General features: G+C 71.7%; 23 protein-coding genes and 1 riboswitch. Of the genes, 19 read left to right on the plus strand and 4 right to left on the minus strand.

The window, feature by feature from the left end:
* Positions 1-90 precede the first annotated feature (90 nt).
* The 7 genes from ABZV34_RS24325 (at position 91) to ABZV34_RS24355 (ending at position 8,486) form a co-directional block, all read left to right on the plus strand.
* Entirely contained in the window at positions 91-1,248 is a 1,158-nt protein-coding gene (locus ABZV34_RS24325) for an extracellular solute-binding protein (RefSeq protein WP_356280350.1), read from the plus strand.
* Positions 1,245-2,147 carry an ABC transporter permease subunit gene (locus tag ABZV34_RS24330; protein WP_356280353.1) on the plus strand — a complete coding sequence of 301 codons (903 nt, stop codon included), beginning with the start codon at positions 1,245-1,247 and terminating at the stop codon, positions 2,145-2,147. Before ABZV34_RS24325 ends, ABZV34_RS24330 begins: the two co-directional genes overlap by 4 nt.
* Positions 2,132-2,965, plus strand: coding sequence for an ABC transporter permease subunit (locus tag ABZV34_RS24335; RefSeq protein WP_356280356.1), 834 nt, complete (start codon positions 2,132-2,134; stop codon positions 2,963-2,965). Before ABZV34_RS24330 ends, ABZV34_RS24335 begins: the two co-directional genes overlap by 16 nt.
* Positions 2,962-4,047, plus strand: a complete 1,086-nt coding sequence (locus ABZV34_RS24340; protein ID WP_356280359.1) for an ABC transporter ATP-binding protein — start codon at positions 2,962-2,964, stop codon at positions 4,045-4,047. Before ABZV34_RS24335 ends, ABZV34_RS24340 begins: the two co-directional genes overlap by 4 nt.
* A 75-nt stretch (positions 4,048-4,122) precedes the next feature.
* Complete coding sequence (locus ABZV34_RS24345; RefSeq protein WP_356280362.1) at positions 4,123-5,604, plus strand: HAD-IA family hydrolase; 1,482 nt, start codon at positions 4,123-4,125, stop codon at positions 5,602-5,604.
* A 351-nt stretch (positions 5,605-5,955) separates the two neighbouring features.
* Positions 5,956-6,744, plus strand: coding sequence for a carbon-nitrogen hydrolase family protein (locus ABZV34_RS24350; RefSeq protein ID WP_356280365.1), 789 nt, complete (start codon positions 5,956-5,958; stop codon positions 6,742-6,744).
* Positions 6,745-6,791: 47 nt separating this feature from the next.
* Complete coding sequence (locus ABZV34_RS24355) at positions 6,792-8,486, plus strand: NAD(P)/FAD-dependent oxidoreductase (protein ID WP_356280368.1); 1,695 nt, start codon at positions 6,792-6,794, stop codon at positions 8,484-8,486.
* A gap of 78 nt (positions 8,487-8,564) precedes the next feature.
* Here the strand turns inward: ABZV34_RS24355 and ABZV34_RS24360 are convergent, their stop codons facing one another.
* The 3 genes from ABZV34_RS24360 to ABZV34_RS24370 all read right to left on the minus strand — a co-directional run bounded on the left by ABZV34_RS24360 (position 8,565) and on the right by ABZV34_RS24370 (position 11,890).
* Complete coding sequence (locus tag ABZV34_RS24360; protein WP_356280371.1) at positions 8,565-9,494, minus strand: LLM class F420-dependent oxidoreductase; 930 nt, start codon at positions 9,492-9,494, stop codon at positions 8,565-8,567.
* A 70-nt stretch (positions 9,495-9,564) separates the two neighbouring features.
* Entirely contained in the window at positions 9,565-10,260 is a 696-nt protein-coding gene (locus ABZV34_RS24365) for a DUF5995 family protein (RefSeq protein ID WP_356280374.1), read from the minus strand.
* A gap of 220 nt (positions 10,261-10,480) precedes the next feature.
* On the minus strand, positions 10,481-11,890 hold the full coding sequence (locus ABZV34_RS24370) for a solute carrier family 23 protein (protein WP_356280377.1): 1,410 nt from the start codon (positions 11,888-11,890) through the stop codon (positions 10,481-10,483).
* Positions 11,891-12,011: 121 nt separating this feature from the next.
* On the opposite strand from ABZV34_RS24370, the gene ABZV34_RS24375 reads away from it, so the two are divergent.
* Together ABZV34_RS24375 and ABZV34_RS24380 are read left to right on the plus strand one after the other, a co-directional pair.
* Complete coding sequence (locus tag ABZV34_RS24375) at positions 12,012-13,289, plus strand: alginate lyase family protein (protein ID WP_356280380.1); 1,278 nt, start codon at positions 12,012-12,014, stop codon at positions 13,287-13,289.
* Between the two features lie 98 nt (positions 13,290-13,387).
* Complete coding sequence (locus tag ABZV34_RS24380; protein ID WP_356280383.1) at positions 13,388-13,846, plus strand: thioesterase family protein; 459 nt, start codon at positions 13,388-13,390, stop codon at positions 13,844-13,846.
* Here the strand turns inward: ABZV34_RS24380 and ABZV34_RS24385 are convergent.
* Entirely contained in the window at positions 13,806-15,038 is a 1,233-nt protein-coding gene (locus ABZV34_RS24385) for an MFS transporter (protein ID WP_356280385.1), read from the minus strand. The genes ABZV34_RS24380 and ABZV34_RS24385 overlap by 41 nt on opposite strands.
* 169 nt (positions 15,039-15,207) lie before the next feature.
* On the opposite strand from ABZV34_RS24385, the gene ABZV34_RS24390 reads away from it, so the two are divergent.
* From ABZV34_RS24390 to ABZV34_RS24435, 10 genes are all read left to right on the plus strand, one after another.
* A complete protein-coding gene (locus tag ABZV34_RS24390) occupies positions 15,208-16,419 on the plus strand; it encodes an ROK family transcriptional regulator (RefSeq protein ID WP_356280388.1) in 1,212 nt (403 codons plus the stop codon).
* Positions 16,420-16,862: 443 nt separating this feature from the next.
* Positions 16,863-16,993: riboswitch (FMN riboswitch) on the plus strand.
* A gap of 153 nt (positions 16,994-17,146) precedes the next feature.
* Positions 17,147-17,782 carry a riboflavin synthase gene (locus ABZV34_RS24395; RefSeq protein ID WP_356280391.1) on the plus strand — a complete coding sequence of 212 codons (636 nt, stop codon included), beginning with the start codon at positions 17,147-17,149 and terminating at the stop codon, positions 17,780-17,782.
* Positions 17,779-18,423: a nicotinamide mononucleotide transporter family protein gene (locus ABZV34_RS24400; RefSeq protein ID WP_356280394.1), complete on the plus strand. Its 645-nt coding sequence runs from the start codon at positions 17,779-17,781 to the stop codon at positions 18,421-18,423. Before ABZV34_RS24395 ends, ABZV34_RS24400 begins: the two co-directional genes overlap by 4 nt.
* Positions 18,420-19,757, plus strand: coding sequence for a bifunctional 3,4-dihydroxy-2-butanone-4-phosphate synthase/GTP cyclohydrolase II (locus tag ABZV34_RS24405; RefSeq protein ID WP_356280397.1), 1,338 nt, complete (start codon positions 18,420-18,422; stop codon positions 19,755-19,757). Before ABZV34_RS24400 ends, ABZV34_RS24405 begins: the two co-directional genes overlap by 4 nt.
* A gap of 141 nt (positions 19,758-19,898) precedes the next feature.
* Positions 19,899-20,384, plus strand: coding sequence for a 6,7-dimethyl-8-ribityllumazine synthase (gene ribH / locus ABZV34_RS24410; protein WP_356280400.1), 486 nt, complete (start codon positions 19,899-19,901; stop codon positions 20,382-20,384).
* Positions 20,385-20,418: 34 nt separating this feature from the next.
* Entirely contained in the window at positions 20,419-20,691 is a 273-nt protein-coding gene (locus tag ABZV34_RS24415; protein WP_356280403.1) for a phosphoribosyl-ATP diphosphatase, read from the plus strand.
* Positions 20,692-20,756: 65 nt separating this feature from the next.
* Positions 20,757-21,614: an ATP phosphoribosyltransferase gene (gene hisG, locus ABZV34_RS24420; RefSeq protein ID WP_356280406.1), complete on the plus strand. Its 858-nt coding sequence runs from the start codon at positions 20,757-20,759 to the stop codon at positions 21,612-21,614.
* Positions 21,615-21,628: 14 nt separating this feature from the next.
* Complete coding sequence (locus ABZV34_RS24425; protein ID WP_356280409.1) at positions 21,629-22,084, plus strand: PH domain-containing protein; 456 nt, start codon at positions 21,629-21,631, stop codon at positions 22,082-22,084.
* A gap of 198 nt (positions 22,085-22,282) precedes the next feature.
* Positions 22,283-23,617: a hemolysin family protein gene (locus ABZV34_RS24430; protein WP_356280411.1), complete on the plus strand. Its 1,335-nt coding sequence runs from the start codon at positions 22,283-22,285 to the stop codon at positions 23,615-23,617.
* Positions 23,614-24,714 (plus strand): hemolysin family protein, encoded by a 1,101-nt coding sequence (locus ABZV34_RS24435; protein ID WP_356280413.1) that lies wholly within the window; start codon positions 23,614-23,616, stop codon positions 24,712-24,714. Before ABZV34_RS24430 ends, ABZV34_RS24435 begins: the two co-directional genes overlap by 4 nt.
* Positions 24,715-24,724 lie beyond the last annotated feature (10 nt).

Genomic DNA, 24,724 nt, shown 5'->3' on the forward strand with positions numbered 1-24,724 from the left:
ACACGACACCGGCGCCGGGCCTACTGGGGTCAACTTGTTCAGACAAGTTCTCTGCTCCATCACACCCTCGTGCGTACTCCTGGAGAGACCGTGACCGTGTTCCTGCCGAGGACCGCCGTCCTCACCGGCGGCCTCGCCGTCGCCGCCGCCCTCGCCCTCAGCGCCTGTGGCGCGGCCCCCGACGACAAGGCGACCACCGCCGACGGCAAGAGCGCGGCCACCGCGACCTCCGCCGCGGACTTCGGTGGTCTCGACGCCCTCGCGAAGGCGGCGAAGAAGGAGGGCACGCTGCACGCGATCGCGCTGCCCCGTGACTGGGCCAACTACGGCGCGCTGATCGACGGCTTCACGAAGAAGTACGGCATCAAGATCGACGTGGAGAACCCGGCCGGCACCAGCCAGGACGAGATCAACGCCGTCACCTCGCGCAAGGGCCAGGACCGCGCGCCCGACGTCCTCGACCTGGGCAGCTCGTTCGCGCTGAGCGCCGCCCAGCAGGGCCTGCTCGCGCCCTACAAGGTGACCTCGTTCGCCGACATCCCCGAGGCCCAGAAGGACCCGAAGGGGCAGTGGTTCAACGACTACGGCGGCTACGTCTCCATCGGCTGCGACGCCAAGAAGGTCAAGGAGTGCCCCAAGACCTTCGCGGACCTGCTCAAGCCGCAGTACAAGGGCCAGGTCGCCCTCAACGGCAACCCCACCAAGTCCGGTTCGGCGTTCGGCGGTCTGTACGCGGCCGCCCTCGCCAACGGCGGCTCCTTCGACGACATCCAGCCCGGCATCGACTTCTTCGGCAAGCTGAAGAAGAACGGCAACTACACGCCCGTCGAGTCGACCCCGGCCACCGTCGAGAAGGGCGAGACGCCGATCAGCATCGACTGGGACTACCTGAACGCCGGCTACGCCGACGAGTTCAACTCCAAGGGCCTCGACTGGACGGTCACCGTCCCCGCGGACGGCCAGTACGCCCAGTTCTACTCCCAGGCCATCAACAAGGACGCCCCGCACCCCGCGGCCGCCCGTCTGTGGCAGGAGTACCTCTACAGCACCGAGGGCCAGAACCTGTGGCTCAAGGGATACGCCCGTCCGGCCCTGATGCCCGCCATGGACAAGGCCGGCACGCTCGACAAGACCGCCGCCGCCGCGCTTCCCAAGGTCACGGGCACGCCCACCTTCCCGACCGAGGCCCAGCAGACCAAGGCCAAGGGTGTCCTCGCCCAGGGCTGGGGCAAGGCCGTCTCCGGATGACCGTCGCCCTCACCGAGGCCGACACGGTGCCCGCCGCTGCCCCACGGCAGCGGCGGCGCCGCGCCGTCGGCCCGCTCGCCGTCCTTCCGCTGCTCGCGTTCGTCGCCATCGCCTTCGGGGTTCCCGCCCTGGCCATGCTGAACGGCGCCTTCACGTTCAAGGACCAGGCCACCGGTGCCACTTCGTACACCACGGCCAACCTGACCGCCTCGCTCCAGGGCGCGTACCTCACCGCCCTGGTCGGCAGCGTCAAGCTGTCCGCCGTCTCGGCCGCCCTCGCGACCGTGCTCGGACTGCTGCTCGCCCAGGCCGTGGTCACCTCCCGCTTCCGCGCGCTGCGCGAGGCCGTGCTGACCGCGTCCGGTGTCCTCGCCAACTTCGGCGGTGTCCCGCTGGCCTTCGCCTTCGTCGCCACCCTCGGCAACGCGGGCGTCCTGACCCGGCACCTGGGCCTGTCCGACAAGGGCTGGAACCTGTACAGCTTCTGGGGACTGGTCATCGTCTACCTCTACTTCCTGATCCCGCTGATGGTCCTCACCATCACGCCCGCCCTGGACGGACTGCGCTCCCAGTGGCGCGAGGCCGCGCAGAACAACGGCGCCACCGGGGTCCAGTACTGGCGCCATGTCGCCCTCCCCGTCCTCGCGCCCTCGCTGCTCGGCGGCCTGGTGCTGCTCTTCGGCAGCGCCTTCGCGGCGTACGCCACCGCCGCGGCGATGGTGGGCAGCGCGGTCCCGCTGGTCACCCTGCAGATCGCCGACGCCATCTCCGGCAACGTCCTGGTGGGCCAGGAGAACGTGGCACTCGCCCTCAGCCTCGACATGGTCCTCGTCGCGGGCGTGGTCATGGCCGTGTACCTGCCCCTGCAACGACGGAGCGCGCGATGGCTGGAAGCGTGAACAAGTCCCCGCGTCCGCGCCCCTGGCGCGGCGTCGTCCTGGCCTTCGCCGGACTCTACTTCCTGATCCCGCTCGCCGCGTCCCTGGTCTTCACGGTCGACGTGCCGAACCAGGGGATCACCTTCGACGCCTACAGCCAGATCGTCGGCGCCGAAGGCTTCACCTCCAGCCTGCTGCTCTCGCTGGAACTGGCCGCCGCCACCATCGCCGTGGTCCTGCTGCTGATGGTGCCGGCGATGGTCGCGCTGCGGCTGAGCGCCCCGAAGCTGCGGTCCGTGGTCGAGGTGATCTGCTCGCTGCCGCTGGTCGTGCCGCCGATCGCGTTCGTCGCCGGTATCTCCACCGTCCTCAAGTGGGGTCCCGAACACCTCTCCCACACCCCGCTCTTCCAGACGTTCGTGGCGCTGCAGAACCCCGACTTCCCGTTCGTGCTCGTCCTCGCCTACGTCGTGATGGCCCTGCCCTTCGTGTACCGGGCCCTGGACGCCGGACTGCGCGCCGTCGACGTACGCACCCTGGTCGAGGCCGCCCGCAGCTGCGGGGCGAACTGGCCGCAGGCGCTGGTGCGGGTCGTCCTGCCCAACCTGCGCGGGGCGCTGCTCAACGCCTCCTTCCTCACCCTGGCGCTGGTGCTCGGCGAGTTCACCGTCGCCCAGCTGCTCGGCTTCCAGCCGTTCGCCGTGTGGATCTACAGCATCGGCGGCTCGCAGGCCCAGCTCTCCGTCGCCGTCTCCGTGCTCAGCCTGCTCGTCACCTGGGCACTGCTCCTCTCGCTCGCCGGACTCGGCGGACGCTCCCGTACCGCTTCCCGGGGATGACCATGACCCTCACCACGCACAAGACCGCCCCGGCGGTGGAGAAGGCCGCCACCGTCGAATTCCGAGGCCTGCGCCGGTCGTTCGGCACGACGGTCGCCCTCGACGGACTCGACCTGACCGCCCGGCCCGGCGAACTCCTCGCCCTGCTCGGCCCGTCCGGCTGCGGCAAGACCACCGCGCTGCGCATGCTCGCCGGCTTCGAACACCCCGACTCCGGCGAGGTGCTGGTCGACGGTGAGGACGTCACCCGCGTTCCCGCCCACCGCCGCGACGCCGGCATGGTCTTCCAGTCGTACAGCCTCTTCCCGCACCTCAGCGCCCTCGACAACGTGGCCTTCGGGCTGCGCATGCGCAAGGTGCGGACGGCGGAGCGGCGCACCCGCGCCGCCGAACTGCTCGACCTCGTGGGCCTGGCGGACAAGGGCGAGCGCTTCCCCCACCAGCTCTCCGGCGGCCAGCAGCAGCGCGTCGCGCTGGCTCGCGCGCTCGCCCTGCGCCCGCGGGTCCTGCTCCTCGACGAACCGCTCTCGGCGCTCGACGCGAAGGTGCGGCTCAGCCTGCGCGAGGAGATCCGCGGGCTGCAGCAGGAACTCGGCATCACCACCCTGTTCGTGACGCACGACCAGGAGGAGGCGCTGTCCATGGCGGACCGTGTCGCCGTGATGCGGTCGGGGCGGCTCGAACAGTGCGCGGCTCCCGCGGAGTTGTACGGGCGGCCCGCCACCGCGTTCGTCGCGGAGTTCGTGGGCACGATGAGCCGTATCCCGGGGCGTCTTGAGGCCACGACGGTCGAGGTGCTCGGACAGCGGCTGCCGGTCGACGGGGACGCGCCCGACGCGCGGGAGGTGGACGTGCTGGTACGGCCCGAGGCGGTACGGGTGGAGGCCGACGACGCCGGTGACGCCCGGCTCGTGGCCAGCGCGTTCCTCGGGGCCGCGACCCGTGTCACCGTGCGGCTCGCGGACGGCACCGAGGTGAAGGCAGACCTGCCCACGCACGAGGCCGCCGCGCTCGCCCCGGGTGCGGCCGTCACCGTGCGGCTGCCGGAGCGACCGGTACTGGTCGCCGAGCGAGCGCACTGACCGTCCCCGCTCCGGGCCCGTACCCCACCGGGCCTCGCCCCGCCTGACCTCCCCCCACTGATGAAAGAGAACACCGTGACCCACCGCGTCACCCCCCGACTCCCGCTCCAGGCCGTCCTGTTCGACATGGACGGCACGCTCGTGGACACCGAGCGACTGTGGTGGGAGGCGGTGGAACAGGTGGCCGTGGGGCTCGGGCGCCCGCTCACCGAGGCGGATCAGCCGGAGGTTCTCGGGCGGCCCGTCGAGTACACCGCCGACTGGCTGGGCGCGGTCACGGGGACCCCGGCGGAGGGCATAGCCGCCGGGCTGCACCGGGAGTTCGCGGACCGCGTCCGGACCGGGATCGTGCCCCGCCCGGGCGCGCTGCGGCTCCTCGGGGACCTGGCGCGCGAAGGCGTCCCCACCGCCCTGGTGACCGCCTCCCCCCGCGCCGTCGCCGACACCGTCCTGGACGCGCTCGGCGCGGCGCACTTCGCCATCTCCGTGACCGCCGACGACACCGAGCGCACCAAGCCCGCCCCCGATCCCTACCTCGCCGCCTGCCGCGCGCTCGGCGTCGACCCCGCCCTGTGCGTGGCCGTCGAGGACACCGAGACCGGGGTGGCCTCCGCCGAGGCCGCGGGGTGCGCGGTGCTCGCGGTGCCCTCGCTCGCGCCGATCGACCCCGCCCCCGGACGCACGGTCCTCGCCAGCCTGGAGGAGGTGACGCCGGACCGGCTGCGGGGCATGCTGGCGCCCCGTGAGCTGCGGGTGATGAGCTGGAACCTCTGGTACGGCGGGACCAAGGTCGACGACCACCGGGAGAAGCAGCTCAAGGTCATCACGGAGAGCGGCGCGGACGTGGTCGGCCTCCAGGAGACGTACGGGAACGCGGCACAGGAACTGGCCGAGGCCCTCGGCTGGCACCACCACCGGGCCGGGGACAACCTCGGGATCATCAGCCGCCACCCGATCACCGCCCGCCTCGGCGACCCCGAGGCCGGCTTCTACGGCGGGACCGGGGTGCGGATCCGGCTGGACGGCGGCCAGGAGGTGGCCGTCTGGACCACCCACCTCGACTACACGCCGTACGGACCCTACGAGGCCCGCTTCGACGGGCTTCCCGCGGCCGCGCTGATCGCCCACGAGGCCGGCCGGCTGGGCCGGATGCGGGAGATCCTGCGGGAGATCGACGCCGCCGCCGTCCCCGCCGTCCCCGTGATCCTGGTCGGCGACTTCAACAGCCCCTCGCACCTGGACTGGCCGGACGTCGAGTGGCCGGTGACCCGGGCGACGGAGGAGGCCGGCCTGCGCGACTCCTACCGCGAGGCGCACCCCGACCCGGTGCGGGACCCTGGCCACACCTGGTCGCCGGTCCACGCCCTCCACGAGGACGGCAGCGGCCGCCCCGAGCCGCAGGACCGCATCGACTTCGTCCTCCACGACGGCCGCGGCCTGGGCGTACGGGACTCCCGCACCGTCGTCACCGGCACCCCCCGCACCTGGCCGGACATCGCGGACAACGCCTGGCCCTCGGACCACGCGGCAGTACTCACCACGTTCACCCTCGACTAGCCGGCCCCCACCCCCGCTTCCCGCCCGGCGCCCCGTCCAAGGGCGCGGGGCGGCCATTTTTTTGGGGGCACCTCTTGGGGACGCGGCGCGGCTCCTTTCAGGGGCGCGGGGAACGGCGCGCTCAATCCCACTCACCCGCACCCGCCACCGCACCCCCCGGGACCCGGGGCGAAGTCCCGGAACCGACACCCGAGGCCCCCCGGAGGCCCCCCGCAACGAATCACCGCCGGACGGCCCCCGCACGCAACGATTCATTCACCGGCACGCAACGGCTCCTCCTTGTCCACGCCGGCCCGGCGACCGTACCGTCTACCTGGCCCCCAAACCCGTCCGTACCGGTGAGGAACACGCATGCGCACAGCCCTGCTCCAGAGCTCCGGCCGGCCCGGCTCCGTCGTCGAGAACCTCAAGGTCCTCGACGAGGCCGCGGGCCGCGCCGCCGCCGCCGGCGCCGGGCTGCTGGCCGCACCCGAGATGTTCCTCACCGGCTACGCGATCGGCGACGACATCGGGCGTCTGGCCGAGCCCGCCGACGGCGACGCCGCCGACGCCATCGCCGAGATCGCCACCCGGCACGGCGTGGCCGTCGCCTACGGCTACCCCGAGCGCTCCGGTGAGCGCGTCCACAACTCCGCGCAGCTGATCTCCGCCGACGGCACCCGGCTCGCGAACTACCGCAAGACCCACCTCTTCGGCTGCTTCGAGCGCGACCACTTCACCCCGGGCGACCAGCCGGTGGTCCAGGCCGAGCTGAACGGCCTCCGCGTCGGCCTGATGATCTGCTATGACGTGGAGTTCCCGGAGAACGTCCGGGCGCACGCCCTCGCCGGAACCGACCTCCTCGTCGTGCCGACCGCGCAGATGCACCCCTTCCAGTTCGTCGCCGAGTCCGTCGTCCCGGTACGCGCCTTCGAGAACCAGATGTACGTCGCCTACGTCAACCGGGTCGGTGTGGAGGGGGAGTTCGAGTTCGTCGGGCTGTCCACGCTGGCCGGGCCCGACGGAGTCGCCCGCACCCGCGCCGGGCGCGCGGAGGAACTGGTCCTCGCCGACGCCGACCCCGCCTTCCTCGCGGCCTCGCGCGAGGCGAACCCGTATCTGCAGGACCGCCGCCCCGGCCTCTACGGGTCGCTCGTCTGAACCCTCAGCCCTCCCCCCGAAGCTTTGTCGCAAGGAGTCCGTACCCCATGACGTCCACGGTGCCCACCGCCGTCCAGCACACCGACGCGCAGCAGCCGCCGATCACCATGTTCGGCCCGGACTTCCCGTACGCCTACGACGACTTCCTCGCGCATCCCGCGGGCCTCGGCCAGATACCCGCGACCGGGCACGGCACCGAGGTCGCGGTCATCGGCGGCGGCCTCTCCGGCATCGTGGCCGCCTACGAACTGATGAAGATGGGCCTCAAGCCCGTCGTGTACGAGGCCGACGAGATCGGCGGCCGGCTGCGCACGGTGGGCTTCGAGGGGTGCGACCCCTCACTGACGGCCGAGATGGGCGCCATGCGCTTCCCGCCGTCCTCGACCGCCCTCCAGCACTACATCGACCTGGTGGGCCTGGAGACCCGGCCGTTCCCCAACCCGCTCGCGGAGACCACGCCCTCGACGGTCGTCGACCTCAAGGGCGAGTCGCACTACGCGACCACCGTCGACGACCTGCCGCAGGTCTACCGCGACGTGATGAACGCCTGGAACGCCTGTCTCGAAGAGGGCGCCGACTTCTCCGACATGAACCGGGCCATGCGCGAGCGCGACGTCCCGCGCATCCGTGAGATCTGGGCGAAGCTCGTGGAGAAGCTCGACAACCAGACCTTCTACGGTTTCCTCTGCGACTCGGACTCCTTCAAGTCCTTCCGGCACCGCGAGATCTTCGGCCAGGTCGGCTTCGGCACGGGTGGCTGGGACACCGACTTCCCGAACTCGATCCTCGAGATCCTTCGCGTCGTCTACACCGAGGCCGACGACCACCACCGCGGCATCGTCGGCGGCTCCCAGCAGCTTCCGCTGAGGCTGTGGGAGCGCGAGCCGGTGAAGATCGTCCACTGGGCGCCCGGGACCTCGCTCGCCTCGCTGCACGACGGCGCCCCGCGGCCGGCGGTGACCCGGCTGAACCGTACGTCGGGCAACCGGATCACCGTGACGGACGCGAACGGCGACATCCGCACCTACCAGGCGGCGATCTTCACCGCGCAGTCCTGGCTGCTGCTCTCGAAGATCGCCTGCGACGACTCGCTCTTCCCGATCGACCACTGGACGGCGATGGAGCGGACCCACTACATGGAGTCGAGCAAGCTCTTCGTGCCCGTCGACCGTCCGTTCTGGCTCGACAAGGACGAGACGACCGGGCGGGACGTCATGTCGATGACGCTCACCGACCGGATGACCCGCGGCACCTACCTCCTGGACGAGGGCCCGGACAAGCCCGCCGTCATCTGCCTCTCGTACACGTGGTGCGACGACAGCCTGAAGTGGCTGCCGCTGTCCGCGAACGAGCGGATGGAGGTCATGCTGAAGTCGCTCGGCGAGATCTACCCGAAGGTCGACATCCGGAAGCACATCATCGGCAACCCGGTGACCGTCTCCTGGGAGAACGAGCCCTACTTCATGGGGGCGTTCAAGGCCAACCTGCCCGGCCACTACCGCTACCAGCGGCGTCTGTTCACGCACTTCGTGCAGGACGCGCTGCCCGAGGACAAGCGGGGCATCTTCCTCGCCGGCGACGACATCTCCTGGACGGCCGGCTGGGCCGAGGGCGCCGTGCAGACCGCGCTGAACGCGGTCTGGGGCGTCATGCACCAGCTGGGCGGAGCGACCGACCCGACCAACCCCGGACCCGGGGACGTCTACGACGAGATCGCGCCGGTGGAACTGCCCGAGGACTGAGGGTCCACGGCCGCGGACCGGGCGGGCGACCGGGGTGTTCGGACCCCGGCCGCGGTGTTCGGACCTCGGCGGCGGTGCTCAGATCCCGGCCGCGCGGGCCAGCCCGTACACCTCCGCCGCGACGTCCACGAGTTCCGAGGCGTCGCGGAGCGGTTCCTGGAGATCGAGCAGGAACTCCCCGACCCCCTCCACCCTGTGGGCGGCCAGGTCTTCCACGATCTGCGCCGCGCTGCCCGTGAACAGCGGACGCTCGGCGCCCTCGTAGGGCTTGGCCGAGTACCGCGCGTTGACGCGGACGCAGACCTCGAGCGGCCGTGACCTGCCGCGCTCGTCGGCCAGTTCCCGGAGCCGGGTCCACTCCTCGGTGAGCCGGCCGACGCCCTGGGCGGCGGGCATCCAGCCGTCCGCGCGGTCGACGAGCCGCCGCGCCGCCCTCGGGCTGTTCGCCGGCAGGTACACCGGGATCGGACGCGCGGGCTTCGGCCCGACCACGGACGGGGCGATGGTGGTGATCTCGCCCTCGTACGACACCGGGTCCGGTCCCCAGACCGCCGCGCAGACGTCCAGGAGCTCGTCCAGGGCCTTGCCGCGCTTCTCGAAGGGTGCCACGCCCGCCGCCGCGTACTCGTCGTGGGACCAGCCCGTACCGAGGCCCGCCACCACCCGGCCGCCGCTGGCCGCGTCCAGCGTGGCGAGTGAGCGTGCCAGCTGGAAGGGGATGTGCAGCGGCGCCACCAGCACACTGGTGCCGAGCCGGGCCCGTCCGGTCGACGCGGCCGCCAGGGCCAGGGTCACCAGCGGGTCGGCGACCGAACGGTAGCTGTCGGGCCAGGGCAGTCCCGGAACCCCGTACAGCCCCTGGGTCGCGGGTTCGGGATAGAGGATCCGCTCGAAGACCCACAGGCTCTCGTAGCCGGTCTCCTCCGCCGCGCGGGCCACCGCCGGTACATCGCGCCCGATGTCGTACTGCCTCATCTGCGGAAGGCCGAGTCCGAGCCGGATCGCCATACCAGTCGCTCCTTTGCACATCGGTGAGCCGTCCGGTCAACGTACAGCGATCACCGGGAGGTTCACCGCCTTACCTTCCACAGTGGCCGGTTCGGTCCCCCAGCGGGGTCAGCATCATCCGTCCGGTCAGGCCCACGGCCGCGTCGAGACGGTCCTCGAACTCGCGGGCGAGGCCGGAGAGTCCGCGCAGCGCCCACAGGGCCCGTGCCGCCGACCAGGCGGCGTCGCGCGCGCGTTCCAGGCTCCACGCGCCGAGCAGATGGGTGAGAGGGTCGGCGACCTCCAGGAGGTCGGGCCCCGGCATCAGTTCCTCGCGGACGCGCTCCTCCATCGACACGAGGAGGTCGCCCACGCGCTCGAACTCGTCCTCCAGGTCGGCCGGTTCGCAGCCGAGTGTGCGACAGCTGTCCACGACGGCCAGCGCCAGATCGTGTCCCACGTGCGCGTTGACGCCCGCGAGCGCGAACTGCAGGGGGAGTACTCCGGGATGGCGCCGGAACTGCAGCAGCGGCCGCCAGCAGGCGGGCGGACACCCCTCCTCGGCCACCGTCAGATACCGCTCGGCGAATCGTACGTCCAGGGTGACCGCGGCCCCGGGATCCGGGAACTCCCCGGCGTCCAGGCGCCGGTCGATCTCCTCGGTGACGGTGAGGTAGACACGGTTGAAGACCGCGACCCCGTCCCGCTCGGGCAGGGTCGCCTCCAGCGCCCGCATCCGGGAGACGACCGTGTGCACGGGAGTGGTGAACTGCTCCAACTGCGCCATGGGGGAAGGGTCCCAGCCGAGGCCCGGTGGGCGTGCCGCCTGGCCGGGCGCGTCCCCAGAACGGGGGAAATCGCCCCCGCCGGGAGTGTCGTGAGCGGGGGAGCGACAGGTGCCGGGCGTACGTGTCCCGCGCGTGGGCGCGCGCGGGGGGAGCGGGCCCGTGCGGGCCGGAGCGTGCCGTGATGGTGGCGGGGATGGCGGCGGCCCGGATCGTCGCCGCCTATGAGCCGGCGCGCTGGTCCGGACCCTCGGAGGCGCTGTCCTCGTCGTAGGACGACGTGCCCGAGTCGAGCAGCGGCCGCTCGGTCTTGAGATGGGCCGGCGCCATCGCCCGCAGCGCGTGGTACCCGGTGATCACGACAAGGGTGCCGAGCGCGATGCCGCTGAGCGAGAAGCTGTCCGTGAACTTCAGCGTGACACCGCCGACGCCGATGATGATGCCCGCCGCGGCCGGCACCAGGTTCAGCGGATTGCGCAGGTCGACCCGGCCGTGCAGCCAGATCTGGGCGCCGAGCAGGCCGATCATGCCGTACAGGATGACGGTGATGCCCCCGAGGACGCCGCCCGGGATCGCGGCGACGACCGCGCCGAACTTGGGGCAGACGCCGAACAGCAGGGCGAATCCCGCCGCGGCCCAGTAGGCGGCGGTGGAGTAGACGCGTGTCGCGGCCATCACGCCGATGTTCTCGGAGTACGTGGTGTTGGGCGGCCCGCCGACCGCGGTGGAGAGCATCGAGGCGGCGCCGTCCGCGGAGATCGCGGTGCCCAGCCTGTCGTCCAGCGAGTCGCCGGTCATCTCGCCCACCGCCTTGACGTGACCCGCGTTCTCGGCGACCAGCGCGATCACGACCGGCAGCGCGACGAGGATCGCCGACCACTGGAACGAGGGGCCGTGGAAGTGCGGCAGCCCGATCCAGTCCGCCCTGCCGACACCGGAGAGATCCAGTCGCCAGTGGTCGGTGACCTTGCCGCCCGCGTCCACCGAGTGGATCTTCCCGAAGATGCGGTCGCAGGCCCAGGAGAGCATGTATCCGAACACCAGGCCGAGGAAGATCGCGACCCGGGACCAGAAACCGCGCAGGCAGACCACGGACAGCCCCGTGAACAGCATCACGAGCAGCGCCGTCCACTGGTCCTGCGGCCAGTACGTGGACGCGGTCACCGGAGCCAGGTTGAAACCGATCAGCATGACGACGGCGCCGGTGACGACCGGCGGCATCGCGGCGTGGATGATCCGTGCCCCGAACCGCTGCACGGCGAGCCCGACCAGGAACAGGACGACGCCCACGACGAACACCGCGCCCGTCACCGTCGCGCTGGTGCCGCCCTGTGCGCGGATGATCGCGGCGACGCCCACGAACGAGAGTGAACAGCCGAGATAGCTGGGCACCCGGCCGCGCGTGGCGAGCAGGAAGATGACCGTCGCGACACCCGACATCATGATCGCGAGGTTCGGGTCGAGCCCCATCAGTACGGGTGCCACGAAGGACGCCCCGAACATCGCCACCACGTGCTGGGCGCCGAGCCCGACGGTGCGCGGCCAGGAGAGGCGTTCATCGGGGCGGACGACGGCTCCGGGCGCGGGGTTGCGGCCGTCGCCGTGCAGTTTCCAGCGGACGCCGAGATCCATGGTGCGACTTCGCTTTCTCTGTCCGTGAATCGGTCCGGACCATTGTCAGGGCTAACTGCCGGTTCTACGCTCGCACGGTCCCACTCATGAACAACGTTCACATATCTGATCGGAGTGTTCGATGGGCAGAAGATCCCGTGCGGGCGTGGTCCTGGCGGCCGTGGTCGTCCTCGCGGCCGCCGTCGTCCCGGCCACCGCCTCGGCCCACGCGGGCCGTTCGACACCGAGGGCCCCCGCCACCGCGGTCCTCGACGGCGCCCGCCTGCAACGGACGAAGATCCGTCTGGACCACGGCGACGCCGGACTCCGGCACGCGGTCGCGAACCTCACGGCCCGGGCCGACGGCTGGCTGGACCAGGGCCCCTGGACGGTCGTCGACAAGCCGAAGCCCGCCCCCGGCGGCGACGTCCACGACTACCTCAGCCAGGCCCCGTACTGGTGGCCCTCGCAGCCCGCGACCGCCGACAACCCCTGGGGTTGCCCGTACGTCCAGCGCGACGGGCAGCGCAACCCCGAGGTCGACACCGGCACCGACCGCCAGGACGTCGAGAAGGTCTTCGACTCCACGTACGACCTCGCGCTCGCCTGGTACTACACGGGCCGGAAGCGGTACGCCCAGAAGGCCGCCGCCGTCCTGCGCACCTGGTTCCTCGCCCCGTCCACCCGGATGAACCCGAACCTGGACCACGGGCAGTTCATCCCCTGCAAGTACGACGGCCGGGCCATCGGCATCATCGACTTCTCGCAGTCCTACACCAGCGTCCTGGACACCGTCGCGATCCTCGACACCGGCGCCCCCGGCTGGTCGAGGACCGACCGCACGGCCATGCGCTCCTGGAACACGGACTTCCGGGACTGGTTGGTGGACAGCGACTTCGGCGCCGCGGAGGGCGCCGCCGCGAACAACCACGGCACCTTCTACGACATGCAGCTCGCCGCCCTGGCGTACGCGACCGGTGACAGGGACCTGGCCCGGCGGACCGTGCTCGACGCGCGGTCCAGGCGCATCGACCCGCAGATCGCCGCCGACGGCACCCAGCCCCAGGAACTCACCCGCACCCGCAGCTGGCACTACTCGACCTTCGACCTCGTCGCCTACACCCGCCTCGCGGCCATCGGCCGGCACGTCGGAGTGGACCTGTGGGCGTACCGGGGGCCGGACGGGCAGAGCCTGTTCAAGGCGGTCGACCAACTGCTGCCGGCCGCCACGGGAGCCGCCCCGTGGCCGTACCCGGAACTGGAGTTCCACCGCTTCGCGGCGAGCGACGTCGTGCACGCGGCGGCCGACGCGGGGGACCGGGCGGCGCGCGCCGCCGTGCCGCGGCTGGAAGCGCCGCCCGGCGGCGACCTCTGGGCGCTGCGGCCGGCCGCGGAGCAGCTCGACTCGATCGCGGGCTGACCCGCCGGCCTGCGAACACCCTGATCAGGGGCTCCTGAGCGGCTGCTTAGGATGGGGTGCCCCCACCGCCCCTCCCGGCACCCTCAGGAGTCCCGCCCGTGACCGCCGAAGCCCCCGTCGCCCCCGCCCTCCCGTACGGGAGGCTGCTCCCCGTCACCGTCCACTTCGACGACCTCGACGCGCTGGGGCTGCTCCACAACGCCCGCTATCCCGTGCTGGTCGAACGCGCCTGGAGCGCGCTCTGGAACGAGAACGGCTTCGGCTTCGAGGGCGACTGGGAGGCCGCGGGCGACTCTTGCAACGCGGTCAGGGAACTCCGGATCAGCTACGACGCACCGGTCGACCGGCCCGGCGCGTACGCCGTCCACCTGTGGCTGGAGCGGCTCGGCAACACCGGACTGACGTACGGTTTCCGCTTCTGCTCGGCCGACGGCGCGGTCACCTACGCACAGGGGACCCGGGTCCTGGTCCGGCTCGACGCGGGCACGCTGCGTCCGACGTCGTGGAGCGACCGCTTCAGGGCCGTGGGCCGGGAACTGCTGCGCTCGGGCGACTGACCTTCGGGCGGTCGCGCTCACCCGCGCGCAGCACACCCGCGAACACGGCGAGTCCGCTCGCCAGGACCGTGACCAGTCCGAACGACACCACCAGGCTGGTCGCCTGGGCCAGTGAGCCGATCGCGCTCGGCGCGACCAGACCCGAGGTGTACGTGATGGTGGCGACGCCCGCGATGGCCTGGCTGGGGTTGGGCCCCGCGTGACCCGCCGCGGCGAAGCAGAGCGGGACGACGACCGCGATCCCGAGGCCCAGCAGCGCGAAGCCGCCCATGGCGACCGCGGGGTTGCCCGCGACGACGATGAGCAGGCCGCCGAGCACGGCCAGCGCGCCGCCCGCCCGCACGGTGCGCACCGCGCCGAACCGGTTCACCACGGCGTCTCCCACCAGCCGGGCCAGCGCCATGGTCAGCATGAAGCCGGTCGTCGACGCCGCCGCGAGCCCGGCGGAGGTGCCGAGTTCGTCCTTGAGGTAGACCGCCGACCAGTCCAGGCTCGCACCCTCGGCGAACACGGCGCAGAAGCCGATCGCGCCGATGAGCAGCGCCGACTTCGGCGGCAGCGCGAAGCGCGGCGGGGGGACCTCGTCCTCGGTCGGCCGCAGGTCCAGGACCCATCGGCACGCGGTGAGCCCCAGGACCGTCAGGATCCCGGCCGCCAGAACGTGGTGCAGACGCGCGTCCGAACCGAGATGCGCGGCGAGGGTGCCGCCCGCCGATCCGACCAGCGCGCCCGCGCTCCACATGCCGTGCAGCCCCGACATGATCGACCTGCCGAGACGGTTCTCGATCTCGACGCCGAGCGCGTTCATCGCCACGTCCGCCATGCCCGCCGTCGCGCCGTAGACGAAGAGGGCCAGGCACAGGGTGTAGAGGTTCGGCGCGATGGACGGGAGGACCAGCGCCAGCGTCCACAGAGAGATCAGACCGCGCAGCGCGGCGCGTGCGCCGAAGCGGTGGCTGATCCGGCCCGCCAACGGCATGGCCAGGGAGGCGCCGACGGCCGGGAACGCCAGGGCCAGTCCGAGCTGGCCCGTGCTGACGGACGCGTGGTCCTGGATCCAGGGCACGCGGGTGGCGAACGAGCCCGTCACCGCTCCGTGCACCGCGAACACGGCGGCCACGGCGTACCGGGCCCGCTTCACCGCGGCCGCGTCCTGGACCACGTCACCCGGTATTCCCGTCGTCCCTGTCATTCCCGCCCTCCCGGCTCCGCTCTCCATGCTGCCGCCGTAAACTATCAGGGACCCTGCCTGATAGATAGGCGATATCCCGGCCGTCGGGGCCGACGGCCTCACGCCCCGGGTCCCGCGCCTGCGGGCCCCGCCGATCTGGGAGGATTCCGTGATCTGGGAAGATCCCGGCATGCCCGCATCTCCGAGCACGGCCCGGGCCATCAACGACCGGCTCGCCCTGCGGCTGTTGCAGCAGGAGGGCCCGCTGACGGCCGGACAGCTGAAGCAGCTCACGGGCCTGTCCCGGCCCACCGTCGCCGACCTCGTCGAACGGCTGACCGCCGCCGGACTCATCTCGGTCGTGGGGGAGTCGGGGGAGCAGCGGCGCGGCCCGAACGCCCGGCTGTACGGGATCGTCGCGGACCGGGCGCAGCTCGCCGCCCTGGACGTCCGCACCGAGGGCGTCACGGTCGTCGTCGCCGACCTGCTGGGCGCGGAGCTCGCCCGGGCTTCGGTGCCCATCGCGGACGACGCCGGCACGGGGCCCGCCGTCGAGCAGGCCGTCGCCCTGGTGGAGCGGGCCGCGAAGGAGGCCGGGGCCGAGCGGCTGCACACCGTCGGCATCGGGGCGCCCGGCCTCATCGACCCGGCCACCGGTGAACTCCGGGACTCCTCCGGTCTGCCCGAATGGCACCGCCGCCTGGTCGCGGCCCTCCAGGAGCGCCTGCCCGCCCGGGTCATCGTCGAGAACGAGACGAACCTCGCCGCCCTCGCCGAGCAGCGCGAGGGCGCGGCCCGGGACCGGGACACCTTCGTCCTCCTCTGGCTCGGCCACGGCACCGGTGCGGCCGTCGTCCTCGACGGCAGACTCCGCCGCGGGGCCTCGGGCGGCACCGGCGAGATCGGGTTCCTGCCGGTTCCGGGCACCACCACGCTGCCGTCCGCGACGGACTGCGAGGGAGGCTTCCACTCGCTGGCCGGAGCCGCCGCGATCGCCGAACTCGCCGCGGGATACGGGCTGGAGGCGGCGGAGTCACCCGGTGAACCACGGGCGGCGGCACTGGTGCGCGTGGCGGTGGCGGCCGCGTCCTCCGCCGGCACCGACCGCTTCCTGTACGGCCTCGCGGACCGCTTCCTCTCCGCGCTCGCCGACCGCCTCGCCGTGGGCGCCGCGTCCGTCGTGGCCGTCCTCGACCCCGGCTGCGTGGTGCTCGGCGGTGAGGTGGGGCAGGCGGGCGGGGAGGCGCTGGCCGCGCGGGTCGGCGAGCGGCTGGCCCGGATGTCCCCGCTGCCGGCCGAGGTGCGGGCCGGCTCGCTGGGCGGCGGCGCGGTGCTGCGCGGCGCCCTCCTGACCGCCCGGGAGTCGGCCCAGGACGACCTGTTCGCACCGCATCCGCGGTGATCCGCCGTGCCGCCCCGCCCGTTCCCGGACGTCTCGCGCCGGCCCCGGCCGCCCCGCGGCCGGAAGGGGAAGCCGGGGGCCCGGGAGCGGAGTTCCCGGAGGCGCTCGCCGGAGTTTCCGGAGGCGCGCGGCGGGGTGTCTCTCCCCGGTGGGGAGACCCGGCGGCGGGCAAGGGCCTCCGTCACCGCCGCCGGGTCGCTCAGGGGGCGGGTAGGCCACCTCGGCTTCCGCAAACCTTGATCGCCGACACTAAAGAGGACTAGACCAGACCGTCAATAGGTATGGACCAATATCCGTACCGCCGTCAAGTGTGCGTGCCGTCACGGCAGTTGACCGCCCCGGTGCCGCCCCGGAAGTCCATTCGGACACCCTGTGAGGCACCCCACAGAACTTCACCCGCATGGGCATGGACAGGGCGTGGCACACTGATGCTGTACCAGAAGCAGCGCACTCCGGGGTCGGTGAAAGTCCGAACCGGCGGTTACAGTCCGCGACCCGGTCGCTTCCAGCGGCCGGTTGACCAGGTGAAATTCCTGGACCGACGGTTAAAGTCCGGATGGGAGGCAGTGCGCGGCGGGCGGGCATTCGTGCGCGCTGCCGGTTGTCGTGACGTGTCCTTCGGGACAGGTCCCCTTTCGGCATCGTTCCCGGTGCCGTAGCCCGTTTCACTCTGTCGTCATCGACAGGCCCCGGAGTCCGTGCCCCATGAGGCAGGAGGACCCGGGAAGTGTTCACCGGAATCGTCGAAGAGCTGGGTGAGGTCACCGCCGTCGAGAATCTCGACGAGGCCTCCCGCTTCCGCCTGCGCGGACCCGTCGTCACGCAGGGCGCACAGCACGGCGACTCCATCGCCGTGAACGGAGTCTGTCTCACGGTCGTCGACCACGAGGGCGACGAATTCACCGCCGACGTCATGGCGGAGACCCTGAACCGCTCCAGCCTCGGTGCCCTCACCGTCGGCTCCCGCGTCAACCTAGAACGCCCCATGGCCGTGGGTGACCGCCTCGGCGGACACATCGTCCAGGGGCATGTCGACGGCACCGGCACGGTCATCGAGCGCAAGCCGTCCGAGCACTGGGAGATCGTGAAGATCTCGCTGCCCGCGGACCTCACCCGGTACGTGGTCGAGAAGGGTTCCATCACCGTCGACGGCATCAGCCTGACGGTGGTCGACGCGGGCCCGGACCACTTCACCGTCAGCCTCATCCCCACCACCCTCGACCTGACCACGCTCGGCCGCAAGCAGCCCGGCGACCCGGTCAACCTCGAGGTGGACGTCATCGCCAAGTACGTCGAGCGGCTGCTCGGCGCGCGGGGCGAACAGCCGGCCGCGCTGCCGGACACCTCCGGGAGCCGGCCGTGAACTGGCTCAACTCCGAGGCGTTCACACTCTTCGGACAGCACATCAAGTGGTCGGACATGATCGGCAACGTGATCGGCCTGATCGGACTCGCGCTCGGCTGGCGGCGCTCGATCTGGAGCTGGCCCGTCCAGCTGCTGTCCGGCGTCGTCCTGCTCACGGCCTTCGCCTCGGCCCATCTCTCCGGCAGCGCCGGGAAGCAGCTCGTGGTCATCGTCGTCGCCCTGTGGGGCTGGTGGCAGTGGAACCGCGGCCGGGGCCGGGGCCAGGGCGGCACCGTCGCCGTACGGTTCGCCACCTGGCGCGAACGTGCCTGCCTGCTGGGCGCCGCCGCCGTCGGCACCCTCGCGGTGAGCGCCCTGTTCCACGTGTACCCGTCGCTGTCCTGGGACCCCTGGCCGGACGCCTACATCTTCGTCGGCACGGTCATCGCCATGTACGCCCAGGCACGCGGCATGGTCGAGTTCTGGTTCGCCTGGCTGCTGGTCGACGTGGTGGGCGTCCCGCTCAACTTCGCCAACGGCTTCGCCTTCTCCGGTTTCGTCTACGTCGTCTACGGCGCGCTCGTCCTGTGGGGCATGCGCGACTGGTGGCTGCGCTCCCGCAAGGCCGGGCAGCCCCTCCTGGAAGGAGTCCCTGCATGACCGCCGCCCCCGTCTGGTACAGCACCGGCCACGAGCAGGACGCCTCGGACTTCGCGCTCGACCCGGTCGAGAGGGCCATCGCCGACATCGCGGCGGGCCGGCCGATCGTCGTCGTCGACGACGAGGACCGGGAGAACGAGGGCGACCTCGTCATCGCCGCCGAGAAGGCGACCCCCGAGATCATCGCGTTCATGATGAGCGAGTGCCGCGGACTGATCTGCGCACCCATGGAAGGCGACGAACTCGACCGCCTCCAGCTCCCCCAGATGGTCGAGAACAACACCGAGTCGATGAGGACGGCGTTCACGGTCTCGGTCGACGCCTCCGGCGCCCACGGCGTGACCACCGGCATCTCCGCGGCCGACCGCGCCACCACCCTCCGGCTGCTGGCCGGGGGCCAGGCCGGAGCGGGCGACTTCGTACGGCCGGGCCACATCTTCCCGCTGCGCGCCAGGCCCGGCGGCGTCCTCGTCCGCAACGGCCACACCGAGGCGGCCGTCGACCTGGCCCGGCTCGCCGGACTGCGCCCCGCGGGCGCCATCGTGGAGATCGCGGGGGAGGACGGCCGCATGCTGCGCCTTCCCGAACTCATCCCGTTCGCCCGCAAGCACGGCCTGACCATCATCTCCATCGAGGACCTGGTCGCCTACCGCCGCTCCCCGCAGCTCCCGGCCCCGCTCGACCAGGGAACACCCCCGGCCGAACCCGCGGTCCGCCGCGAGGCCAGGACGCAGCTCCCCACCGCCTTCGGCGAGTTCACGGCGTACGGCTACCGCTCCACCGCCGACGGGGTCGAGCATGTCGCCCTCGTCCACGGCGAGATCGGCGACGGCGAGGACGTCCTCGTCCGCGTCCACTCCGAATGCCTGACCGGCGACGTCTTCCACTCGCTGCGCTGCGACTGCGGCCCCCAGCTGCAGACCTCCCTGCAGCGCATCCAGGCCGAGGGCCGTGGTGTCGTCGTCTATCTGCGCGGACACGAGGGGCGGGGCATCGGACTGCTGTCCAAGCTGCGCGCCTACGAGCTCCAGGAACGCGGCCGGGACACTCTCGACGCCAACCTCGAACTCGGCCTGCCCGCCGACGCCCGCGACTACGGCGCGAGCGCGCGGATCCTGGAGGACCTCGGCGTCCACAGCGTGCGTCTGCTGACCAACAACCCCGACAAGACCGACGCGCTCGTCCGGTACGGCCTCCGGGTCACCCGGCGGGAGCCGATGCCCGTCCAGGCGGGCGAACACAACCTCCGCTACCTGCGCACCAAGCGGGACCGGATGGGCCACGACCTGCCCTGGCTGGAGACGCCCACCGCGTCCGCCTGCGGCAACCAGTGACACCCGCGGGAGGCAACTCCCGCGGAATCCAGTAACAGTCAGATCGAGCAAGTCAGATCGAGCAACAGCCGGATCCAGTGACAACCGGATCCAGTGACAACGGCACAACCGGCAACACGGCACAAGGCACTGAGGAGAGACGTGAGCGGCAAGGGTGCACCCGAACTGTCCGTACGCAACTGCGGCGACCTGCGCGTCGCGGTCATCGCGGCGCAGTGGCACGAAAAGGTGATGGACGGCCTCGTGGACGGCGCGCTGCGGGCCCTGCACGAGCTGGGAATCGACGAGCCGACCCTCCTGAGGGTCCCCGGCTGCTTCGAGCTCCCGGTCGTCGCGAAGGTCCTTGCGGGCCGCGGCTACGACGCCGTCGTCGCGCTCGGTGTCGTCATCCGCGGCGGCACACCCCACTTCGAATACGTGTGCCAGGGCGTCACCCAGGGCCTCACCCAGGTCTCCATCGACACCGGCGTCCCCATCGGCTTCGGCGTACTGACCTGTGACACCGAGGAGCAGGCCCTGGACCGGGCGGGCATCGAGGGCTCCCACGAGGACAAGGGGCACGAGGCGGTGACGGCCGCCGTGGCGACCGCGGCCACACTGCGCTCAGTATCCGAACCCTGGCACTGAGACACCGGCTCGGGCGCGTAGGGTGGGCGGCACCATGTCCAAGAAGACGTTCGAGGAGCTCTTCACCGAGCTCCAGCAGAAGGCCGCCGACGGCGACCCCGCCACCTCACGCACCGCCGAGCTGGTGGGCAAGGGCGTCCATGCCATCGGCAAGAAGGTCGTCGAAGAGGCCGCCGAGGTCTGGATGGCCGCCGAGTACGAGGGCAAGGACGCCGCCGCCGAGGAGATCTCCCAGCTCCTCTACCACGTCCAGGTGATGATGGTGGCGCGCGGAATCTCCCTCGACGACGTGTACGCCCACCTCTGAGCCGCGCCCACACCCCAGCCGACGTACACCGACAGACGTACGCACGAACGAAGGAAGCCGACCTCATGCTGCGCATCGCCGTCCCCAACAAGGGTTCCCTGTCAGGACCTGCGGCGGAGATGCTGCATGAGGCCGGCTACCGGCAGCGCCGGGAGGCCAAGGAGCTCAGGATCGTCGATCCGGGCAACGAGGTGGAGTTCTTCTACCTCCGCCCCCGCGACATCGCGATCTACGTCTCCTCGGGCCGCCTCGACATCGGCATCACCGGACGCGACCTGCTCGTCGACTCCGGAGCCAGGGCCGAGGAGATCCTCCCGCTCGGCTTCGCCCGCTCCACCTTCCGTTTCGCCGGCAAGCCCGGCACCGCCAAGAGCGTCGACGACCTCGCCGGCCTGACCGTCGCCACCTCCTACGAGGGCATCGTCGCGGGCCACCTCGCCGACAACGGCATCGACGCCTCCGTCGTCCACCTCGACGGCGCCGTCGAGACCGCGATCGAACTCGGTGTCGCCGAGGTCATCGCGGACGTCGTCGAGACCGGCACCTCGATGCGCAACGCGGGCCTCGAGGTCTTCGGCGAGCCGATCATGAAGTCCGAGGCCGTCGTCATCCGCCGTGTCGAAGCCGACACCGCCGAGGACGCCGAGCCCAAGGTCCAGCAGTTCCTGCGCCGCCTGCAGGGTGTCCTGGTCGCACGCACGTACGTGATGATGGACTACGACTGCCGCGCCGAGCACCTGGAGCAGGCCGTCGCGCTCACTCCCGGTCTGGAGTCGCCGACCATCTCGCCGCTGCACAACGAGGGCTGGGTGGCCGTCCGCGCGATGGTGCCCGCCAAGGAGGCGCAGCGGATCATGGACGACCTGTACGCGCTCGGCGCACGGGCCATCCTGACCACGGCCATCCACGCCTGCCGCCTCTGAGGACCGCCCGAACCATGTCCGACCTCCCCGTACTTCCCGTCACGTTCCGGCCGTCCCGGACCCGGGCCGTCCTGCTCACCGCGGGCGTCGCCATCTTCGTGGTCATCACGACGGTCGCGATGCTCCTGGAGCAGCTCAGCCCGGGGGAGCGCGTCAGCTTCGTCTTCACCGCCGCGCTGCTGCTCGGCGTCCTCCTGCTCCTGTCCCGGCCCAAGGTCGTCGCCGATGAGAGCGGAGTCACAGTCGTCAACATCGCCAGCAGCCGGCACCTGGACTGGGCGGAGATCCTCCAGGTCAACCTGCGCCCCGGCGACCCCTGGGTGTTCCTCAACCTCAGTGACGGCACCAGTCTTCCGGCGCTCGGCATCCAGCCGGGCATCGCCCGACAGCGCGCGATCGACGACGCCCGCGCCCTGCGGGCACTCGCCGAGGCCCGCTCCATCGGCGACCCGGAGCAACATCACGGCTGACTCTCGGCCTTCCACCCTGCCCCCCGGGCCCATGTCTTGATTAACCTGTTGGCGGAGGCGTTCTCGTCGCGCCTCCGCCACTGACGTGCCACCCGGTTTCAGAGGCTCCCTGCTACCCGAGGAGTGACTCCCTCCAGCGATGGACGGATCGTCCTGTAGTACCTGCGCCGCCCCCTCCCGACCCATCGAGGCGGCGGCATGACCATCCCCCTGCTGCTTCTCGCGGCGGCGTTCCTGCTGATCCTCGCCAACGGTTTCTTCGTGGCGGCGGAGTTCGGCCTCGTCACGGTCGAGCGGCCGGACGCCGAGAAGGCCGCGGCCGAAGGCGACCGACGGGCCCGTACCGTCGTCAACTCGCTCAAGGAGCTGTCCTTCCAGCTCTCCGGCACCCAGCTCGGCATCACCATCACCTCGCTCGTCGTCGGCATGCTCACCGAACCGGCGCTCGCCAAGCTGCTCCACGGACCGTTCACCGCGCTCGGCCTGCCCGAGGGCGCCGTGTCCGGCGTGGCCGTGGTGACCGGCATGCTGCTCGCCGCGGCCGTGCAGATGGTCGTCGGTGAACTCGTGCCCAAGAACTGGGCGGTGTCCAAGCCGCTGCAGGTCGCCCGCTTCGTCGCGGGCCCGCAGCACGCCTTCTCCAGCCTGTTCCGGCCGGTGATCGCCGCGCTCAACACGGTCGCCAACCGGCTCGTACGGGCACTCGGCGTCGAACCCGCCGAGGAGCTGGCGTCCGCCCGCACCCCCGGCGAGCTCGTCTCCCTGGCCCGGCACTCGGCCCAGGCCGGCGCCCTGGAGCAGGACACCGCGGATCTCTTCGTACGGACCATCTCGCTGGCCGGCCTCACCGCGCAGCACGTCATGACGCCGCGGGTGAGGGTCAGCGCCCTCCAGTCGACGGCCACGGCGGAGGACGTCGTCAACCTCACCCGGGCCACCGGCCTGTCCCGCTTCCCCGTCTACCGGGAGCGGATCGACGAGGTGGTCGGCATGGTCCATCTCAAGGACGCCCTTGCGGTGCCCTCGCACGACCGGCTGCGCACGCCCGTCGGCCGGATCGCCCAGCCCCCGCTGCTCGTCCCGGAGACGCTGCCCGTGCAGCCGCTCCTGGAACGGCTGCGCAGCGAGCAGCCCATCGCCGTCGTCGTCGACGAGTACGGCGGTACGGCGGGCGTGGTCACCCTGGAGGACATCGTCGAGGAACTCGTCGGCGAGGTCCGCGACGAGCACGACGGACAGGACCTGCCGGAGCTCGCGGTGGCGCCGCCCGAGGAGGGACGGCCCGCCTGGGACGCCGACGGCAGCTGCCGAGTCGACGTCCTGCAGCGCATAGGACTGGATGTGCCCGAGGGGCCCTACGAGACCGTGGCGGGTCTCGTCGCCGATCTGCTCGGCCGCATCCCGGCACCCGGTGACAGGGCGGAGCTTCCTGGCTGGCGCCTTTCGGTGCGCCAGGTCGGGCACTACCGCGCCGAGCGGGTCCGGCTGGTCAGGATCGTGGACGCGGCCCTCGCCCCGGAGGCCGTCCGATGAGCGTGCTCCAACTCCTCTTCGCCGTTCTCCTGGTGCTCGCCAACGGCTTCTTCGTGGGAGCCGAGTTCGCACTCGTCTCCGTGCGCCGCAGCCAGATCGAGCCGCTGGAGTCCGCCCGCGCCCGCCAGGTCCTGTACGGACTGGAGCGGCTGCCGCAGATGATGGCCGCGGCCCAGTTCGGCATCACCATCTGCTCCCTGACGCTCGGCGCCGTCGCCGAGCCGACCGTCGCCCATCTGCTGGAGCCCGTCTTCGAGGCGGTCCGCCTGCCGGACGGCGTGATCCACCCCCTCGGGTACGTCATCGCGCTCGCCCTCGTCGTCTTCTTCCATCTCGTCATCGGCGAGATGGTCCCGAAGAACCTGGCGATGGCCGCGCCGGAGAAGACCGCGCTGTGGCTGAGCCCGGGACTGGTCGCCTTCGCCCGCCTGTGCCGGCCTGTCACGGTGGCTCTCGGCGCGTGCGCGCGACTGATCCTGAAGCTGTTCCGGGTGGAGCCCAAGGACGAGGTCGAGGCGGTCTTCACGAGCGAGCAGCTCAACCGCCTGGTCGAGGACTCGGGCCAGGCCGGCCTGCTGGACCCGGAGGAGCAGGAGCGTCTCGAGGACGCCCTGGAGCTGGGTTCCCGCCCGGTGACGGACGTCCTCCTGGACCGCGAGTCCCTGGTCACCGTGGGCGCCTCGGTCACCCCGGGCCAGGTCGTCGCCCTCACCGCGCGCACCGGGTACTCCCGCTTCCCGGTGGTCGCGGAGAACGGCGCCTTCATGGGCTACCTGCACGTCAAGGACGTCCTCGACGTGGAGGAGTCCGAGCGTGCGGTGCCCCAGCAGATCTGGCGGCACATGACGACCCTGCGGTCGGAGCTCCCCCTCGACGACGCCCTGAGCGTGATGCGCCGCGCCGCCACGCACCTCGCGCAGGTCGCCGACGCGTCGGGCAAGGTGCTCGGGCTCGTGGCGCTGGAGGACGTACTGGAGCTGCTGGTCGGCGAGGTACGGGATCCGGCACACCGGGATGTCGCCGTGGTGGCCACGGTGGCGCTGCCGCTGACGGAGCCGGTGCGCAGCGAGGCTCCGGAGGAGGCGCTGGCGACCTGAGTGGGGTCGC

Source organism: Streptomyces sp. NPDC005195 (assembly GCF_040608315.1).
Classification (GTDB): domain Bacteria; phylum Actinomycetota; class Actinomycetes; order Streptomycetales; family Streptomycetaceae; genus Streptomyces; species Streptomyces kaempferi.

Bases quoted from the DNA above. Each gene is read 5' to 3' on its own strand.
- ABZV34_RS24435 (WP_356280413.1), top strand. From the start codon at position 23,614: ATGAGCGTGCTCCAACTCCTCTTCGCCGTTCTCCTGGTGCTCGCCAAC.
- ABZV34_RS24360 (WP_356280371.1), bottom strand. From the start codon at position 9,494: ATGGCGATCCGGCTCGGACTCGGCCTTCCGCAGATGAGGCAGTACGAC.
- ABZV34_RS24365 (WP_356280374.1), bottom strand. From the start codon at position 10,260: ATGGCGCAGTTGGAGCAGTTCACCACTCCCGTGCACACGGTCGTCTCC.
- ABZV34_RS24330 (WP_356280353.1), top strand. From the start codon at position 1,245: ATGACCGTCGCCCTCACCGAGGCCGACACGGTGCCCGCCGCTGCCCCA.
- ABZV34_RS24405 (WP_356280397.1), top strand. From the start codon at position 18,420: ATGACCGCCGCCCCCGTCTGGTACAGCACCGGCCACGAGCAGGACGCC.
- ABZV34_RS24390 (WP_356280388.1), top strand. From the start codon at position 15,208: ATGCCCGCATCTCCGAGCACGGCCCGGGCCATCAACGACCGGCTCGCC.
- ABZV34_RS24375 (WP_356280380.1), top strand. From the start codon at position 12,012: ATGGGCAGAAGATCCCGTGCGGGCGTGGTCCTGGCGGCCGTGGTCGTC.
- ABZV34_RS24430 (WP_356280411.1), top strand. From the start codon at position 22,283: ATGACCATCCCCCTGCTGCTTCTCGCGGCGGCGTTCCTGCTGATCCTC.
- ABZV34_RS24385 (WP_356280385.1), bottom strand. From the start codon at position 15,038: ATGACAGGGACGACGGGAATACCGGGTGACGTGGTCCAGGACGCGGCC.
- ABZV34_RS24415 (WP_356280403.1), top strand. From the start codon at position 20,419: ATGTCCAAGAAGACGTTCGAGGAGCTCTTCACCGAGCTCCAGCAGAAG.
- ABZV34_RS24350 (WP_356280365.1), top strand. From the start codon at position 5,956: ATGCGCACAGCCCTGCTCCAGAGCTCCGGCCGGCCCGGCTCCGTCGTC.
- ABZV34_RS24340 (WP_356280359.1), top strand. From the start codon at position 2,962: ATGACCATGACCCTCACCACGCACAAGACCGCCCCGGCGGTGGAGAAG.
- ABZV34_RS24370 (WP_356280377.1), bottom strand. From the start codon at position 11,890: ATGGATCTCGGCGTCCGCTGGAAACTGCACGGCGACGGCCGCAACCCC.
- ABZV34_RS24425 (WP_356280409.1), top strand. From the start codon at position 21,629: ATGTCCGACCTCCCCGTACTTCCCGTCACGTTCCGGCCGTCCCGGACC.
- ABZV34_RS24335 (WP_356280356.1), top strand. From the start codon at position 2,132: ATGGCTGGAAGCGTGAACAAGTCCCCGCGTCCGCGCCCCTGGCGCGGC.
- hisG (WP_356280406.1), top strand. From the start codon at position 20,757: ATGCTGCGCATCGCCGTCCCCAACAAGGGTTCCCTGTCAGGACCTGCG.
- ABZV34_RS24355 (WP_356280368.1), top strand. From the start codon at position 6,792: ATGACGTCCACGGTGCCCACCGCCGTCCAGCACACCGACGCGCAGCAG.